Origin of the sequence: Shewanella gelidii (assembly GCF_014647855.1) — a bacterium.
Lineage (GTDB): Bacteria > Pseudomonadota > Gammaproteobacteria > Enterobacterales > Shewanellaceae > Shewanella > Shewanella gelidii.
The window spans coordinates 90,256-106,250 of the sequence record NZ_BMPZ01000006.1; the positions used below are offsets into that span (position 1 = coordinate 90,256).

Consider the following 15,995-nt stretch of genomic DNA (forward strand, 5'->3'; position numbering starts at 1 on the left):
TTATGACTATTTTCTTAGTACTATTGCTGTGTGTGGTTGTGATATTTACAGTCCGCAGTATTCGAATGCAACTCATTACTCAGCCGATATTTAAGTTTTTCAAAAAAGTGCTTCCGCCATTATCTAGTACAGAGAAGGAAGCAATGGAAGCAGGGGATGTATGGTGGGAAGCTGAGCTGTTTAAGGGGAAGCCAAAATGGGAAACACTTCATGCCTATGGCAAACCTGCTTTAACCGAGGAAGAGAAAGATTTCATCGATAATGAAGTGATGACTGCTTTAACGATGATTGATGATTACGATATCAATCAAAAGCGTAAAGATTTGCCTCCCAAGTTATGGAAGTACTTTAAAAGCAAGGGCTTTTTTGCGCTTATCATTCCGAAGAAGTATGGCGGTAAAGAGTTTTCTGCGTATGCGAATTCAACCATCGTCAGTATGCTTGGTAGTCGCAGTGTTACAGCAGCAGTCACGGTTATGGTGCCAAATTCTTTGGGGCCTGGTGAGCTTCTTACCCATTACGGCACCCAAGAGCAAAGAGAACGTTGGTTACCTGCATTGGCGTCCGGTGAGGAAATTCCATGCTTTGCTTTGACTGGGCCTGAAGCGGGTTCGGACGCTGGCGCGATTCCAGACATCGGCGTGGTTTGCAAACAAGATTACGAAGGGGAAGAGGTACTCGGATTAAAACTAACTTGGGATAAACGCTATATTACTCTTGCGCCAGTTGCGACTGTACTCGGGTTAGCTTTTCAAATGAGAGACCCTGACGGCTTACTTGGAGATAAAGTTGAGCTGGGTATTACCTGTGCACTGATCCCAACGGCTCATGATGGTGTTGAAATAGGTCGACGTCATAACCCATTGAACATGGCCTTTATGAACGGGACGACAAAAGGTAAGGATGTATTCATTCCTCTTGATTGGATCATTGGTGGGTCACAATATGCCGGTAAAGGCTGGAGAATGCTTGTTGAATGCTTATCTGCTGGCCGCGGAATTTCACTCCCAGCATTAGCGACTGCATCTGGCCATGTTGCGACGAAAACCACAACGGCTTATGGCTATGTTCGCAAACAATTTGGGTTATCAATTGCTAACTTTGAAGGTGTACAAGAAGCGCTCGCTCGGATTATTGCGAATACATACCAGCTTGAAGCCGCTCGCCGTTTGACGACGACAGGCATAGACTTAAAGGTGAAACCGTCAGTTGTAACAGCCATTGCAAAATACCATATGACTGAGCTTGGTCGTGATGTAGTCAACGATGCCATGGATATTCAGTCGGGTAAGGGCATACAGCTTGGGCCGAAAAACTATTTAGGGTATGGCTATCAAGCGCTTCCCATTTCAATTACGGTCGAAGGTGCAAATATTTTAACCCGTAGTTTAATGATTTTTGGACAAGGCGCGACTCGATGTCATCCTTATGTCTTGGCAGAAATGGAAGCTGCTGGAATGACTGATGAACAACGCGGTCTAGAACGGTTTGACGATTTACTGGTCGGTCATATTGGGTATGCGGCTAGAAATGCGTTGAGTGCTTTCTTGAATGCATTGACCGGGAGCCGATTTGTCAGCACTCCCGTGGCTGGCGAAACGCAAAGTTATTATCGACATATGACTCGTTTTTCGGCAGCGCTTGCATTGCTGACCGATACTTCAATGCTGATGTTGGGTGGAGATCTGAAAAGAAAAGAGATGCTTTCCGCTCGAATGGGTGATGTACTCAGTCAGCTATATTTAGGCTCTGCCACATTAAAGCATTTTGAAGATAATGGGCATCAACTGGAAGAGCTGCCAATTGTTAAACATGTCATGGAGACTCGATTGCACTTGGCTGCGCAAGCATTGCAAGAAACGATTCGCAATTTCCCAAATAAAGCCGTGAAATTGTTATTGCGCGTTTTAGTATTCCCACTTGGGAATCATTTCAAAAAGCCTTGTGATAACAGCGTGACAAGCGTTGTTAAATCAATGTTGAAACCAGGACCGACACGTGACCGCTTAACTCATCTTTGTCCTGAATTTGACGGAGATAAAGGAGGGATTGCTGAAGTTGAAAACGCGTTCATTGCACAATATAAATGTCGCCACATTCAACAAAAAATTAAAGAAGCGCAGAAGCAGGGGCGTCTCGCATCCAAAATGGTGACTACTGATTTGTATAACGCTGCGTTAGATTTGAAACTTATCGATCAAGCAGAGCTTGAACAACTCTTACAGGCCGAAGCACTGCGCAAAGAAGCTGTTTTAGTTGATGATTTTGAGAAGTTAAAGTAACAATATATCATTGGTGTTGAGACACAAAAAAGGTACGCATTTGCGTACCTTTTTTTGTTGAGCAAATTAGGATTTACGCAACGATCAGTACTTTACAAGTGTTGGTTCCACCAATGGTTTCCATTGCGTCACCTTTCGTCATTAAGACCATATCACCTGTTTTCAAGTAACCCTGTTCAACAACGGCTTCAAGTGCTTTTTTAGCAAGCTCATCTGCAGAGTGAACGGTTGAGTCAAAGTATACAGGTTGCACACCACGATAGAGTGCCATTTTAGCGAGTGTTGTTTGATGTCTAGAAAGTGCCAAAATCGGTAGCGCTGAGCTGATGCGTGACATTAATTGCGGTGTTGCACCTGATTCAGTCAAAGCTACGATAGCTTTAACGCCTTCTAAATGGTTTGCGGCATACATAGTCGATAGTGCAATCGTTTCTTCTACAGAAGAGAATTGCTGATCAAGTCTATGTTTTGACACTTGTACACTTGGGTGTGCTTCTGCGCCAATACAGACATTTGCCATCGCTTTTACAGTTTCTTCAGGGAAGTCACCTGCAGCTGTTTCCGCGCTGAGCATCACTGCGTCAGTTCCATCGAGTACAGCGTTAGCGACATCCATAACCTCTGCACGAGTTGGCATTGGGCTGGTAATCATTGACTCCATCATTTGAGTCGCTGTAATTACACTTTTATTCAGTTGACGAGAGCGGCTGATCAATTTCTTTTGCACGGCGACTAATGCAGCATCACCAATTTCGACACCTAAATCACCACGGGCAACCATGACAGCGTCAGATGCAATGATGACGTCATCCATTGCTTCATCACTAACTACGGCTTCTGCGCGTTCTACTTTAGATACGATAAGGGCTTTGCTTCCGGCGGCAACAGCTAGCTCACGTGCATAATTAAGGTCTGCGCCACTGCGCGGAAAAGAAACGGCTAGGTAATCAACACCGATCTGAGCAGCGGTTAAGATGTCACGCTTGTCTTTTTCTGTTAAAGCTGCAGCCGATAAGCCACCACCTTGTTTGTTAATGCCTTTATTGTTCGATAAAGGACCTGCAACAGTTACGGTGGTGTTTACTTTTTTGCCTTCGACGCTATCAACACGTAGTTGTACGCGGCCATCATCAAGCATAAGAATGTCACCAATAGAAACATCAGAAGGCAACTCTTTATAGTCGATACCAACTTGGTTCTCGTCTCCTTCGCCTTTTTCCAGGTCGGCATCAAGAACAAAGGGTTGGCCAAGATCGAGGTGAACTTTCTTATTATCTTTGAAAGTTGAAACTCGAATCTTTGGTCCTTGTAGATCACCTAAAATTGCAACATGAACACCAAGCTCTTTTGCAATTGCTCGGGTTTGATCTGCACGTAGTTGATGGTCTTCAGGGGTACCGTGTGAAAAGTTGAGTCGAACAACATTAGCGCCAGCTTTGATAATGCGGCGTAAATTATCGTCACGATCGGTCGCGGGGCCTAGCGTAGTTACGATTTTGGTTCTGCGGAACATGATTTACTCCGTTAAGTTTAAATAATTCTGAGCTCATAATATCAGACATTACCCCAAAGTGTAGGAAACTTACCAACAAAGTGATCTATCTCAATGTTTGTTTTTGTGACGTACCGCTTATTTAAGAATGTAATAACGGAGACATAGTCCATATGTCTCCAGTTACAAACAGGAAGAGAATTACAAAATTGGATCTTTGTTAATGCGAGATTCCTTTAAAACTTCTTTGACACGTTTCAAACTGTCACGGAAACGTGGCCCACGGCGCAATGTAAAGCCTGTTGCTAACACATCGATAGTGACGAGTTGCGCTAAACGTGACGCCATAGGTAGGTACATATCTGTGTCTTCAGGGACTTCCATCGTTACAGGCAATGTACATTCGGTAGATAAAGGCGAATTGCGTGCTGTAATGCCAATAACGGCTGCGCCGTTCTCTCTAGCAAGGCGAGCAATATCAATGAGAGACTTTGTTCTACCTGTATGCGAGATGAGTACGACGACATCACCTTCATTACTGTTGATACAGCTCATACGCTGCATGAGAACGTCATCAAAACAGATGACAGGGACATTAAATCGGAAGAACTTGTTCTGCGCATCATGGGCAACAGCTGCTGACGCTCCAAGGCCGAAAAATGAAATCTTTTTCGCTTGAGTCAAAATATCAACCGCTTTGTTAATTGCAGCAGTATCAAGGCTTTGTCGCGCAGTATCTAGCGAAGCCATCGACGACTCAAAAATTTTTGTCGTATAGGAGTCTGGTGAGTCATCTTCTTCGACGTGACGACTCACATATGGAGTACCATTAGCGAGGCTTTGCGCCAAGTGTAATTTAAAGTCTGGAAAGCCTTTAGTATCTAGTCTGCGACAAAAGCGATTCACCGTAGGTTCACTGACATCTGCCATTTTGGCCAGGGTCGCAATGCTCGAGTGTATCGCTGTTTGGGGGGATGCTAAAATGACTTCAGCGACTTTGCGTTCTGACTTACTAAAGTGGGTGAGGCTCTTTTGAACCTTTTCTAGGGTATTCATACGCGTGTGTCCGCTCATCTCGTAAATGTAGTTATAATGGTGTAAGAGGGTAATACATTAATAATAGGGTAAAAATTTTGTTGTATTGTCTCTTCTCGTAAACTTTTTATACAAAATTTACGAATGTTATTACTGCGAACAGTAATTTAGGCACAAAAAATAATAACAGATCTTGGTTGAGGATGACTAGATAGTGTTCGTCAGCAAAATTACAAAAATTGATGCATTTCGCATTTTCTGTTGTTATATTACAACAATTGCAGGCATTTCTTTATATTAACGAAGCGCACCATCAATTAGGAGAGTGTAAGGCAATGGGCAAAGCAACATTAGAGTCTAAAGCATGTGACTTTGTGCTTTTTGGCACCAAAGGTGATCTTGCAAGGCGTAAGTTGTTACCTTCTTTATACCAGCTAGATAAAGCAAATTTACTGAATGCTCAAACTAAAGTTATTGGGGTTGCGAAAGACCCATTCACCACCACTGATTTTAGAGGGATTGTTGAAACTGCATTAAAAACATTTGTAAAAGACGAGCTCTGTGAAGATACCGTGGCGCGATTTCTTAAGCGCTGTCATTACGTTGGTACAAACTTCACTGAGTCTGAAGGCTATCAAGCATTTCACCAGTTGTTAAAGCCTGAAGAGCGCGTGATGGTGAATTACTTTGCCACTCCCCCAGCCATCTTCGGTGACATTTGTCGTTGTTTGAGTGAACAAAACCTCATCCACTCTGATACCCGTGTGGTACTCGAAAAACCGATTGGTGCAGATTTAGCCTCATCTAAAGTCATTAATGATCAAGTCTCAACTTACTTTAATGAAAACCAAGTCTATCGAATCGATCACTACCTCGGAAAAGAAACCGTTCAGAATTTGATTGCCCTGCGTTTTGCAAATTCGCTTTTTGCTTCGAAATGGGACAATCGAACCATAGATCATGTGCAAATTACGGTAGCAGAGGAAGTTGGGATCGAAGGCCGCTGGGGATATTTTGATAAAGCAGGCCAAATGCGCGATATGATTCAGAATCATTTATTGCAAGTGTTAACACTGGTGGCAATGGATCCGCCAGTGAACCTCGATGCGGACAGTATTCGTGACGAGAAGGTAAAAGTGCTCAAGTCCTTGAGACCGATTAATGAAGATAACGTTTACGAGAACACAGTTCGTGGCCAGTACACCGCTGGCTTTTTGAAGGGAGCGCCGGTACCGGGCTACCTAGAAGAAGAAGGCGCGAACTTGAAGTCTCATGCCGAAACGTTTGTAGCCCTCCGAGTTGATATCGATAATTGGCGTTGGGCTGGTGTTCCTTTTTACCTTCGAAGTGGTAAAAGAATGCCGTTTAAGAGTTCGGAAATTGTGGTGTACTTTAAGAACCCACCACACAATCTTTATAAATCAAATTATCGCAACCTTCCTGCAAATAAATTGACGATTCGTTTGCAGCCGCACGAAGGTGTTGAAATTCAAATGATGAATAAAGTTCCTGGCCTTGAGCAGAAGCAAAGATTGCAGACCACGAAACTCGATTTAAGTTTTTCGGATACCTTTAAGAATGAACGGATTGCAGATGCTTATGAACGTTTATTACTTGAAGCCATGCTTGGAAACCAAGCTCTATTTGTCCGCCGAGACGAAGTCGAGCAAGCATGGACATGGGTTGATGGCATCATTCAATCTTGGGATGAGAGTAGCGAAAAACCAAAGCCTTACCCCGCAGGAACATGGGGTCCCGTCGCATCTGTTGCATTAATTGCCAAAGATGGCCGTTCTTGGGACGAGTAGGATAAGAACATGATTAAAGAATCCGTATTTAAATCTTTTGATAACGCGCAAGCACTTGCTGATAAGCTTGCAGACAAAATAGCACAACAATTGCAAGAAGCAGTCGACAAACGCGGAAGCGCCAGCCTTGTCGTTTCTGGTGGTTCGACACCAATATTGCTATTTAAGGCGTTATCTAAAAAGGTAATCGATTGGAATGAAGTTTATGTCACGTTAGCCGATGAGCGTTGGGTAGACATTAACGATGACGCGTCTAATGAAGCCATTGTTAAAGAATATTTAATTAGAAAACGAGCCGCGAGCGCCAAATTCCAAGGCTTAAAGAATATGTTTGTGTCTCCTGAAACCGGTTGCAAAATGGCAGTAGATAAACTGTCGCATATTCATCAACCATTTGATGTTGTCGTGCTTGGTATGGGAAATGACGGTCACACCTGTTCTTGGTTTCCCTGTGCTGCTGAAATAGATGACGCGCTACAAACTAAAAGCCAATGTGTCGCTGTAAACCCAACCACAGCTCCCCATGCAAGAATCAGCTTATCGAAATCAGCGGTACTGAACAGTAAGCAAATATATTTACATATTGTCGGTGAACAAAAGTTATCTGTATACCGAGAAGCTCTTCAAAACGAAGATGCGAAACAGATGCCGATTCGAGCCGTTTTAGCCCAGCACAAAACACCTGTTGACGTGTTTTGGAGCGTTTAAGGAGGCCTTATGAATACGGTCGTACAAGAAGTCACCGATAGAATTATTGCAAGAAGCAAAGCCAGTCGTGCTGTGTATTTGCAAGCGTTAGAAGAAGCCCGAGCACAAGGTGTTCATCGCTCAGCGTTAAGCTGTGGTAATTTGGCACATGGTTTTGCAGCGTGTCAGCCAGATGATAAAAATGCTTTAAGGCAACTAACTAAATCTAATATTGGCATCGTTAGTGCGTTTAATGACATGCTATCGGCACATCAGCCTTATGAGAATTATCCGCAACAGTTAAAAGAAGCTTGTGCAGCTGTCGGTAGCGTTGCACAAGTTGCAGCTGGTGTTCCTGCGATGTGTGATGGGGTGACCCAAGGTCAGCCGGGCATGGAGCTTAGTCTTTTAAGTCGAGAAGTCATTGCAATGTCTACGGCGGTTGGCCTTTCACATAACATGTTTGACGGTGCTTTGTTATTGGGTATATGCGACAAAATTGTCCCTGGATTACTTGTCGGCGCCTTAAGCTTTGGTCATTTACCTATGTTATTTGTTCCGGCCGGGCCAATGAAGTCGGGGATCCCAAATAAGCAAAAGGCTGCGGTTCGCCAGCAATTTGCACAGGGAAAGGTTGACCGTGCTGCTTTATTAGAAGCGGAGTCGGCGTCCTACCATAGTGCGGGTACGTGTACCTTTTATGGTACTGCAAATAGCAACCAACTGATGTTAGAAGTGATGGGGCTGCAATTGCCTGGATCGTCATTTGTAAACCCAGATGACCCATTGCGGACAGCGTTAACTGAAATGGCGGCAAAGCAAGTATGCCGACTCACGGATGCAGGGACACAATATACACCGATCGGAAAGATCGTCGATGAAAAAGCTGTCGTTAATGGTATTGTGGCTTTGCTTGCAACCGGTGGTTCAACGAATTTAACCATGCATATTGTGGCTGCGGCCAGAGCTGCTGGAATCATTGTAAATTGGGACGATTTTTCAGAATTATCTGCGGCGGTTCCTTTACTCGCTAGAGTGTACCCAAATGGTCAAGCTGATATCAATCACTTCCATGCAGCGGGAGGGATGGCATTTTTGATCCGTGAACTGCTTGATGCGGGGCTGCTCCATGAGGATGTCGAGACAGTTGCTGGTTTTGGGCTTTTGCGTTACACCCAAGAACCAAAGCTGATTAATGATGAGCTAGTTTGGGTCGATGGGCCTAAGAAGAGTTTAGATCATGAAGTCTTAACTGGTGTAACAACCCCTTTTCAGGTCAATGGTGGTTTAAGCTTGTTAACTGGTAATTTAGGTCGTGCTGTGATTAAGGTTTCAGCAGTACAGCCAGAGCATCGGATTGTAGAAGCACCAGCGGTTGTTATTAATGATCAGAATGAGTTGGATGCATTATTCAAACAAGGCAATTTGAACAAAGATTGTGTTGTCGTTGTAAAAGAGCAGGGGCCTAAAGCGAATGGCATGCCTGAGCTGCATAAATTAACACCTATCCTCGGAACCATTCAGGATAAAGGTTTTAAAGTTGCGTTATTGACAGATGGTCGAATGTCGGGAGCCTCAGGGAAAGTGCCTGCCGCAATACACCTTACGCCTGAAGCGATTGATGGCGGATTAATTGCAAAAATACAGGATGGCGATTTGATTCGGATCAACGCTGAAACTGGAGAATTAACTTTGCTTGTAGAAGAGCGAGAGTTAACGCAAAGAGTTGCCGCTGCATCACAGCACCTAAGAAATCATGTTGGTATGGGAAGAGAGTTGTTTAGTGCGCTTAGAGCAAATTTAAGCAGCCCAGAAACTGGTGCGCGTTGCACACATACTGTAGATGAAAAATATGAGCCTGAAGGATACTAGAATGGAAAATAATAACTGGAAGGTACAACCTCAGGATATTTTTAAACGCAGTCCAATTGTGCCAGTGATGGTCATTCATAAAATAGAGCATGCAGTGCCATTAGCGAAAGCCCTTGTTGCCGGTGGTATTAGCGTACTTGAAGTAACACTGCGAACGCCTTGTTCTCTTGAAGCGATTTCTAAAATTGCCAAAGAGGTTCCAGAAGCGATAGTTGGTGCTGGAACAATTTTAAATGAGTCTCAGCTGGCAGACGCCCAAGAAGCAGGCGCACAATTTGCTATAACTCCGGGTGCAACTGAAGAGCTTTTAAAAGCAGGCATTGCTGGCCAAGTACCATTAATCCCCGGTGTTGCAAGTATTTCTGAGGTGATGGCTGGTATGTCTCAAGGCTATAGTCATTTTAAATTCTTTCCTGCTGAAGCATCTGGTGGTGTAAAAGCTTTAAAAGCATTTTCAGGCCCTTTGGCAAATATACGTTTTTGCCCAACCGGTGGGATTACCCCAAGTAACTATCGAGACTATTTAGCATTAGGCAATGTCGACTGTATTGGTGGCAGTTGGATTGCGCCTACAGATGCGATGGAGATTGGCGATTGGGAGCGAATTACTCAGTTATGCAAAGATGCCGTAAATGGTATCAAAGCATAAGTCATGGGTTTGATTGGCTCAGCGATTTAAGTAGAGAAGTCCGCATTTAGCGGACTTTTTTGTTAACGGTTTTTAGATGCCAAACATTAAAAGAAAAGAGATTAGATTATTGAATTGGGCTGCCGGATCTTTCTTGCACCACGTGTGCAGCTGACGTTAATTCTAAAGAAAACTAAAACGGAAAAGGGTGTGCTGAACAAGAATTATAACTGTTGATGTAAACTTGGTGAGCCCATCTTAAATCCATTAAAAAACCGCCATCAGGCGGTTTTTTAATTGGGAACTAGTGATGATTATTTAGCGTTCATCAATGCAACGGCATTATCTAGCATACGGTTGCTGAAGCCCCACTCGTTATCGTACCAAGCCATCACTTTAATCAAACGACCGTTGACACGTGTTTGTGTGGCATCGAAGTTTGAAGAGAATGGGTTATGGTTAAAGTCAATTGAAACCAATGGCTCTTTGTTAACCGCAAGCACTTCACTCATCGGCGCTACTTGTGCTGCTTTTTCTATAATTGCATTCACTTCTTCAACGGTGGTATCACGCGATGCCACAAAAGAAAGATCAACTAAAGATACATTTACAGTTGGTACTCGAACGGCTAAACCGTCGAACTTACCCTGCAACTCTGGAACCACCAATCCAACAGCCGCCGCCGCACCTGTTTTGGTCGGGATCATCGACATTGCCGCTGCACGGGCACGTCGTAAATCTGTATGGTAAACATCAGATAGACGTTGATCGTTTGTATAAGCGTGAATGGTTGTCATGAGACCTGATTCAATACCAAGCTCATCATTCAGAGGTTTTGCGAATGGCGCAAGACAATTGGTGGTGCAAGAGGCATTTGAAATCACGGTCATTTCAGAGCTTAAAACTTCATTGTTTACGCCATATACGACTGTTGCATCAACATTTTTGCCTGGGGCTGAAATAATTACTTTTTTGGCGCCTGCGTCAAGATGTGGCTGAACAGATTCTTTCGAAGTGAATATGCCTGTACACTCAAAAACAACGTCTACATTTAATTCCGCCCAAGGAAGCTTCGATGGATCGCGCTCTTGGAACGTTAAGATTTTGTCATCATTGACGTAGATCGCTTCTTCGTCATGATCAACTTTAGCATTGAAACGACCATGTACAGAATCGTACTTGGTCAAGTGAGCGTTAATCGACGCATCACCCAAGTCGTTTAATGCAACGATTTGGATTGGGTAATCCTTTTCGCTCTCGTATAGTGCTCTAAGTACGTTTCTACCAATACGGCCATAACCGTTAATTGCAACACGGATAGTCATCTCATATCCCTCAAGTAAAGAAAAAAATCATCTGGTAGTAAAATTACCAAATTGTCAGTGTTCGTCAAGCTGATTCGCAAATATCGCTGATTTATTGTCTTTATTTTGGTGTTTTTACAACATTGATCGCATTTTGGCTGGTATTTGAATTCCAAAAGTCTAATTTTGTAATTCGAATTACTTATAGTTTGTGACTTGTGTCTTGAAAAAGTTGCTTGGATGAACTGCTCGCAAAATTGCCGTTTTGAAGGGATTGAATGAGATCCAGGGCCTGTTGATCTAGGTGTGCCGCCAGCTTACGATTTCCTTGAACTAGCGCCATCATTTGTGGCTCAGAAACTTTTTTGCCACTCAGCAAAATACTTGCTCGAGTGGTTAAATAGCTCATTTCAAAATCTTGCTGTAAACGGTAGGTGTCGGCAAGACCGAGTAACCAACTCGAATCTATTTCATGTTCACTTGAGTTCATGAGTGCCTGAAGATAAATGTTTTGGGCTCGCCTTGGATTGAACTTTAAATAATAGGCTGCAAGATGACCCAAAATCATTGGGTTCTTGATTTGTTTATTATTTTCAAGTGTTAACAATTGATCTAACGCATCTAAATCATTGAGCCTCGACCAGTGATAGTAAGCGAGTAATGGACTTGAGCTATTCTTGGTCGATTGTTGAAGTTGTTGCAAGTTTTGTCCACTAATGCCGTACGCCTTTAGCCGGTCATTGGTACGCTCCGTGTGGATGATATGCTGCACACCAGATGCAAGCCCCATACAAGCATTGTAGTTTTCTAGATTGATGAGCAGTTTGTATTTGTCTTCGTCATTTGGGTTTTGAGTCTTTTTGATTTGTAATCGGTGGCGGATCAGGTCACCGCGCTCAAATCTGCACCAACTGTCTTTGTGAAGATCAGAACATAGCTCTGGATTTTTATTACAAATAATATTTGTATTACGACCATTGTCGCATCCAAAAAGCACTATTAGCAGCGAGAATATTAGAAATGATTTAAATATTACAAGATTATTGGTCATATTCAGTTTAATCATGAATTTTATTAAATAATACTACAGCTTTACTGCGAATATCTTACTGGCTAGAGCCGATTTATTTCATTACAATAGCGCCGACCAAATAGAGGGTAAACCCCCAATTTTAAGAAGAGTCCGTTAAGGATTATTGGTCTTTTCAATTTGTTACTCAAACCTTTCTACTAACAGATGTAGAAAAATGAGATAAAGGATCTGTAATGAGCGCTGATAAACACCTACAAAGTTGGCAAGAACGTTTCGAGATGGCTGAGGCAATGCAGCCATTACTAGGGAAACTATATAGAAATCAGGGCGTAGAGGTCATGATCTTTGGTCGACCATTATTGAATGCGTCTACTATTGATATTATTAAAGCGCATCGTTTGGTTCGCCGTCATGTCGGCAACAAGTTACGCCTTCGTGAAAGCTTCCCTTTTGTAGAGGCGTTAAGCAAGCTCGCGGTGAAGCAGTGTAAAGTAGATATCGGTAAACTTGCAGTTAACTACTGGGAGAACCATAGCGATGTAAGCGAAATTCAAGCTTATATGGCTGAGCAGTTAGAACAAGCGATTGACGAAAGCGATGCCACTGAAGAAAGAGATGTTGTCCTCTACGGGTTTGGTCGTATTGGACGTTTGTTAGCTCGCCTGCTCATTGAAAAAACAGGTAAAAGCAACAAAATGCGCCTGAGAGCAATTGTGCTTCGTGGTGGTCGTAAGGGCGATTTGGAAAAACGTGCGAGTTTGCTACGTCGCGATTCTGTCCACGGTCCATTCAATGGCAGCGTTGAAGTCGATGAAGAAAACAATGCAATCATTGCGAACGGTACCTACATTCAAGTGATCTACGCAAACTCTCCGGACGAAGTCGACTACACAAAATATGGCATTAACAATGCACTTGTTGTCGATAACACTGGTATTTGGAAAGATGAAGCCGGTCTAGGCTTGCACCTGAAGTCTCCTGGCGCATCAAAAGTTTTGTTGACTGCACCAGCTAAAGGTGAAATTAAAAACGTCGTACTTGGTGTTAATGACGGTGATATTTTAGATAGTGATGCGATAGTGTCTGCTGCAAGTTGTACAACCAACGCAATCACGCCAGTGTTAAAAGCTGTGAATGATAAATATGGCATTGTGAACGGCCACGTTGAAACCATTCATTCATACACTAACGATCAAAACTTGATTGATAACTACCACAAAGCAGATCGTCGCGGTCGTAGTGCACCACTAAATATGGTGATCACAGAAACGGGTGCTGCAAAAGCTGTGGCTAAAGCGCTTCCTGTATTGGCAGGTAAGTTGACGGGTAACGCGATTCGTGTTCCTACGCCGAACGTTTCTATGGCGATTATCAGCATTAATCTAGAATCGGATACGAGCAAGGAAGATTTGAACGAGTATCTGAAGAATACAGCGCTGCATTCTCCGCTACAGAATCAAATTGATTTTACTGAGTCGACAGAAATCGTATCGAGTGATTTAGTTGGTTCGCGTCATGCGGGTGTCGTTGATTCAAAAGCGACAATTGCTGATGGTAACCGAGCTATACTTTATGTTTGGTATGACAATGAATTTGGTTATAGCTGTCAGGTTGTGGGTGTCATGCAAAAAATGCTGAACTTAAACTGCCTATCGTTACCTGCGTAACCTTTTATGGCATAAAGTCAGTACAATGCTGACCTTTAAGTAAACTGAAAGGGCTGTTCATCTGATGAATAGCCCTTTTTTTTGACTGGCTGGATAAGTTGCAAGGTTATTTTCATAACTGTCAGTAAATCTCTGTTAGACTTTTATGTTCCATGATTTATAGGAATATAAAGTGCTTGCCCATCATACTTCTCAACTCAACACACTTTTTGGTTTTGATGAATTTCGAACCGAGCAATGGCAGGTTATCGAGCGGTTGTTGGCCGGTGAGTCTTGCCTCGCCGTTTTTCCAACTGGGGCCGGCAAATCATTGTGCTACCAATATAGTGCGACTCAGTTAGTTTCATTAACTTTAGTTGTGTCTCCGTTATTGGCGCTAATGAAAGATCAGCTTTCTTTCCTTTGCTCGAAAGGTATTCCAGCGGCAAGTATTGATTCTTCCATGACGCCAGACCAGGTCCGGCAAGTAATGCATCAGGTAAAATCAGGTGCAGTCAAAATCTTAATGGTTTCGGTCGAACGATTTAAGAATGAAAGGTTTAGGCAGTTTATTCAAACTGTACCAATTTCAATGCTCGTGGTTGACGAAGCTCACTGTATTTCAGAGTGGGGCCATAATTTCAGACCCGATTATTTGAAATTGCCAAATTTAAGGCAAGCCCTAAAGATCCCGCAAGTTCTTTTACTCACAGCGACAGCGACTGATAAAGTGAAAGCAGACATGGCCGAGCGTTTTTCAATCTCCTCAGAAGCCATCATTCAGACCGGGTTTTATCGTCCTAATTTGTCTTTAGAAATTGTTCCAGCAAACCAACAGGAGAAAGAGGAAAGGTTAACATCTTTATTGTTAACGCAATCCCAGCATGCGGGCATTGTTTATGTTACTCAACAGCAAACTGCCGAAAACGTAGCAAAAATGCTTATCGAGAACGGTTTGGTCGCGGCAGCGTATCACGCCGGTTTGCCTCTTGAAGTTCGTGAGAATATTCAAAACCAATTCATGCTGGGCCAAGTAAAAATCGTGGTCGCGACGATTGCATTTGGAATGGGAGTGGATAAGTCAAATATTCGCTTTGTTGTTCACTATGATTTACCTAAATCTATAGAAAACTATAGTCAGGAAATTGGAAGAGCAGGGCGAGATGGCTTGCCGTCGCAGTGCGTCATCCTAGCCAATTTGGATGGGCTAACAACGCTGGAAAACTTCGTCTACGGGGATACTCCCGAACCGCAAGCGATACAACGCCTGATTACGTTAATTCAGCATGAGACTGTTGAGAATGAATGGGAATGTCAGCTGAGCACATTGTCAATGGAAACCAATATTAAGCAATTACCATTAAAGACATTATTGGTTCAAATGGAGCTTATGGGGGTACTCACTCCCAAATACACTTATTTTGCTGACTTTAAATACAAATTCATTGCTGAACAATCACACATTCTGTCAAAGTTTCAGGACGAGCGGCGCACATTCTTAATGCATATCTTTGAGCAAACAAATTTCAAACGGGTGTGGGGAACGCTTTCTGCCGAGGGGCTATATAGTCGCTTTGGTTACCCTCGTTCTCGAGTTGTTGCAGCTTTAGAGTATCTAAATGAAAAAGGTTTCATTGAAATTGATGCAAAAAAGTCAACCGATGTTTTTGGTGTTGATCTAAGCTTACTGGCTGATAAATCACAAAGTGATGGCAAACTTGATTGTGCTAACGTTGCGCATTTAGGCGTCGAGATGAATGCAAGCAATAGTGTCTTTGAACTCTTGGTTCGTTATAGCGAGCACAAAGAAATAAAAGAGCTTCAGCGATTAGAGCAGCTTGTTAATATGTTTCAATCTAAGCATTGTTTAAGTCAGGCATTTGCGAATTACTTTGGTGATTATCAAGTGTCAACTGAATGTGGCCATTGTAGCGTCTGCTTAGGAAATGTGGCTACACTTGGGTATTCACAGCTTCATGCTTGGCCCACGGATACCGAGTTGATTGCCAAAATTGAAGCCGTACACGGTTTAATAGGGCAAAGGCATTACAGGTTTAGCAATCGTGCCAAAGCATTGTATTTAGCAGGTTTAAGTTTACCTCAGTGGCGGAAACTGGGGATAACTAAGCTTGCAGGCTTTGCGAGTTGTCACCAGTTACGATTTGCTGAGATAGTCAAAAAAGTAAATCAGTTATTTCCCCTTTAGGA

General features: G+C 43.0%; 11 protein-coding genes. 7 read left to right on the forward strand and 4 right to left on the reverse strand.

The features are described from left to right. The first annotated feature begins 2 nt into the window (after positions 1-2). The gene (locus IEY18_RS11875; RefSeq protein WP_283103745.1) at positions 3-2,282 is read left to right on the forward strand and encodes an acyl-CoA dehydrogenase; all 2,280 of its coding nucleotides are present in this window, start codon (positions 3-5) and stop codon (positions 2,280-2,282) included. Between the two features lie 73 nt (positions 2,283-2,355). On the opposite strand, the gene pyk is transcribed toward IEY18_RS11875, so the two are convergent. Both pyk and IEY18_RS11885 read right to left on the reverse strand, forming a co-directional pair. Then, a complete protein-coding gene (gene pyk, locus IEY18_RS11880) occupies positions 2,356-3,795 on the reverse strand; it encodes a pyruvate kinase (protein ID WP_188921095.1) in 1,440 nt (479 codons plus the stop codon). A 180-nt stretch (positions 3,796-3,975) separates the two neighbouring features. Further along, on the reverse strand, positions 3,976-4,830 hold the full coding sequence (locus IEY18_RS11885) for a MurR/RpiR family transcriptional regulator (protein ID WP_188921098.1): 855 nt from the start codon (positions 4,828-4,830) through the stop codon (positions 3,976-3,978). A 314-nt stretch (positions 4,831-5,144) separates the two neighbouring features. Between IEY18_RS11885 and zwf the strand changes: the two genes are divergently transcribed. Genes zwf through IEY18_RS11905 form a run of 4 tightly spaced genes read left to right on the forward strand, consistent with a single transcriptional unit; the run spans position 5,145 to position 9,825 of the window. Beyond that, positions 5,145-6,617 (forward strand): glucose-6-phosphate dehydrogenase, encoded by a 1,473-nt coding sequence (gene zwf / locus IEY18_RS11890; protein ID WP_188921099.1) that lies wholly within the window; start codon positions 5,145-5,147, stop codon positions 6,615-6,617. A gap of 9 nt (positions 6,618-6,626) precedes the next feature. After that, positions 6,627-7,325, forward strand: a complete 699-nt coding sequence (gene pgl, locus IEY18_RS11895; protein ID WP_188921101.1) for a 6-phosphogluconolactonase — start codon at positions 6,627-6,629, stop codon at positions 7,323-7,325. Positions 7,326-7,334: 9 nt separating this feature from the next. Then, a complete protein-coding gene (gene edd / locus IEY18_RS11900) occupies positions 7,335-9,176 on the forward strand; it encodes a phosphogluconate dehydratase (RefSeq protein WP_188921104.1) in 1,842 nt (613 codons plus the stop codon). A gap of 1 nt (position 9,177) precedes the next feature. After that, a complete protein-coding gene (locus IEY18_RS11905) occupies positions 9,178-9,825 on the forward strand; it encodes a bifunctional 4-hydroxy-2-oxoglutarate aldolase/2-dehydro-3-deoxy-phosphogluconate aldolase (RefSeq protein ID WP_188921105.1) in 648 nt (215 codons plus the stop codon). A gap of 293 nt (positions 9,826-10,118) precedes the next feature. Here IEY18_RS11905 and gap read toward each other — a convergent pair whose 3' ends face one another. Next, entirely contained in the window at positions 10,119-11,129 is a 1,011-nt protein-coding gene (gene gap / locus IEY18_RS11910) for a type I glyceraldehyde-3-phosphate dehydrogenase (protein ID WP_188921107.1), read from the reverse strand. Between the two features lie 181 nt (positions 11,130-11,310). Further along, a complete protein-coding gene (locus IEY18_RS11915) occupies positions 11,311-12,105 on the reverse strand; it encodes a DUF2989 domain-containing protein (RefSeq protein WP_188921109.1) in 795 nt (264 codons plus the stop codon). 269 nt (positions 12,106-12,374) lie between these two features. On the opposite strand from IEY18_RS11915, the gene IEY18_RS11920 reads away from it, so the two are divergent. Then, on the forward strand, positions 12,375-13,808 hold the full coding sequence (locus tag IEY18_RS11920) for a glyceraldehyde-3-phosphate dehydrogenase (protein ID WP_188921111.1): 1,434 nt from the start codon (positions 12,375-12,377) through the stop codon (positions 13,806-13,808). A 172-nt stretch (positions 13,809-13,980) separates the two neighbouring features. Beyond that, complete coding sequence (locus tag IEY18_RS11925) at positions 13,981-15,993, forward strand: RecQ family ATP-dependent DNA helicase (protein WP_188921113.1); 2,013 nt, start codon at positions 13,981-13,983, stop codon at positions 15,991-15,993. The last annotated feature ends 2 nt before the right edge of the window (positions 15,994-15,995 follow it).

What these genes read in the sequence shown, in the direction of transcription:
- pyk (WP_188921095.1), bottom strand. Translation starts at nt 3,795, where the DNA reads ATGTTCCGCAGAACCAAAATCGTAACTACGCTAGGCCCCGCGACCGAT.
- zwf (WP_188921099.1), top strand. Translation starts at nt 5,145, where the DNA reads ATGGGCAAAGCAACATTAGAGTCTAAAGCATGTGACTTTGTGCTTTTT.
- IEY18_RS11875 (WP_283103745.1), top strand. Translation starts at nt 3, where the DNA reads ATGACTATTTTCTTAGTACTATTGCTGTGTGTGGTTGTGATATTTACA.
- IEY18_RS11885 (WP_188921098.1), bottom strand. Translation starts at nt 4,830, where the DNA reads ATGAATACCCTAGAAAAGGTTCAAAAGAGCCTCACCCACTTTAGTAAG.
- IEY18_RS11920 (WP_188921111.1), top strand. Translation starts at nt 12,375, where the DNA reads ATGAGCGCTGATAAACACCTACAAAGTTGGCAAGAACGTTTCGAGATG.
- gap (WP_188921107.1), bottom strand. Translation starts at nt 11,129, where the DNA reads ATGACTATCCGTGTTGCAATTAACGGTTATGGCCGTATTGGTAGAAAC.
- edd (WP_188921104.1), top strand. Translation starts at nt 7,335, where the DNA reads ATGAATACGGTCGTACAAGAAGTCACCGATAGAATTATTGCAAGAAGC.
- IEY18_RS11905 (WP_188921105.1), top strand. Translation starts at nt 9,178, where the DNA reads ATGGAAAATAATAACTGGAAGGTACAACCTCAGGATATTTTTAAACGC.
- pgl (WP_188921101.1), top strand. Translation starts at nt 6,627, where the DNA reads ATGATTAAAGAATCCGTATTTAAATCTTTTGATAACGCGCAAGCACTT.